The 1,783-nt window shown below is 41.8% G+C and carries 1 protein-coding gene; it reads left to right on the top strand.

From position 1 onward, the window contains the following. Positions 1–1,783: ornithine decarboxylase (locus WBN20_RS15085; protein WP_424282280.1), on the top strand; the 1,783-nt coding region annotated here is incomplete at both ends.

Genomic DNA, 1,783 nt, shown 5'->3' with positions numbered 1-1,783 from the left:
GTGGTAGTGCGCTATGCACCACCTTACCACTCTAAAGGGATTGCAACCCTGATAAAACCATATATCGAACAGGTAACAAAGCTCGACTTTTCATCGAAATCCGAGACCGATCTCGGGCCAATAATCGGGGAGTTAATAAAACAATTCAGGCCCGAATTGGATACCTATTATGTTACAGACACCTCCCTGGGGCACCTTAAGGACAGCACTATTAAGGGTTTCAGACGCATATTTTATCAAACAGAGGATATTCAGGAACTTCACCTTACAATTATGCGCGGTATTGCGGAGCGATATACTACCCCTTTCTTCTCTGCGCTGGTAGAATACAGCCAAAAACCCACCGGGGTCTTCCATGCCATGCCGATATCCCGGGGAAATTCAGTTTTTAAATCAAGATGGATCAATGATTTTGGTGAGTTCTACGGGCGAAATATGTTTTTGGCTGAAACATCTGCCACAACTGGTGGCCTCGATTCCTTACTGCAGCCTACAGGGCCTTTGAAAAAAGCCCAGGAAATGGCACGGGATGCATATGGCTCCCAGTACACTTATTTTGTGACCAACGGAACATCCACAGCCAATAAAATTGTGATGCAGGCCCTTGTAAAACCGCAAGATGTAGTTCTAATTGATAGGGATTGCCATAAATCACACCATTATGGATTGGTTCTGGCGGGAGCATATCCCGTTTATCTGGATTCCTATCCCATCGAAGAATACTCCATGTATGGCGCGGTACCCCTGGAACAGATCAAAAATAAATTGCTGCAATTAAAAGATGCAGGCAGATTGGATAGGGTGAAAATGCTGCTGCTTACAAATTGCACCTTTGATGGCCTTGTTTATAACGTGGAGCGTGTCATGGAACAGGTTCTGGCTATAAAACCGGATATGATATTTTTATGGGATGAAGCCTGGTTTGCCTTTGCGGGATTTGCTAATAGCTACAAGCAACGAACCGGTATGCTTACAGCTAAAAAGCTGTATGAAAAATATAGAAGTAGTACCTATAGGAAGCAATATAATGGGCATATAAAAGGATTGAATAATGGTGATCTTTCCACAATGCCGGATCCGGATAAGGTACGGATACGGGTATATGCCACACAGAGCACACATAAAACCCTAAGTAGTTTTAGACAAGGCTCAATGATCCATATTTGGGATGAAGACTTTCGTCGAAAAAGTGAGAACACCTTTTTAGAAGCTTATATGACCCATACTTCCACATCACCCAATTACCAGATGCTGGCCTCTTTAGACGTAGGCAGGCGACAAGTTCAGCTCGAAGGTTTTGAATTGGTTGAAAAGAGTATTGAGATGGCTATGGTACTTAGGGCTAAGGTGAATGACAATCCTCAACTAAGCAAGTATTTTGATGTCCTGACGGTTCATGATTTTATACCAAATAAATATCGTCAAACCGGCCTTAAAGAGTATTATACAAGGAACGAAGGTTGGAACCGAATGGATGAGGCGTGGGAGAAAGACGAATTTGTACTTGATCCTACCAAAATAACCCTGTATATCGGTAAAACAGGTGTTGACGGTGACACCTTCAAAAACAAATACTTAATGGATAAATTTAATATCCAGATTAATAAGACTTCCCGGAATACCGTCTTGTTCATGACGAATATCGGGACGACCAGGGGTAGCATTACATACCTCACCAATGCACTTTTAAAAATTGCAGATGAATTGGATGAAGAATTCAAATCGTTGAATAATAAAGAAAAGGAAATTCTTCAAAACAGAATTCATTCCTTGACTAAAGAGG

It is taken from the genome of Eudoraea sp., assembly GCF_049665975.1.
Taxonomy (GTDB): Bacteria; Bacteroidota; Bacteroidia; order Flavobacteriales; family Flavobacteriaceae; genus Eudoraea.
This window is presented reverse-complemented; position numbering and strand designations above follow the sequence as displayed.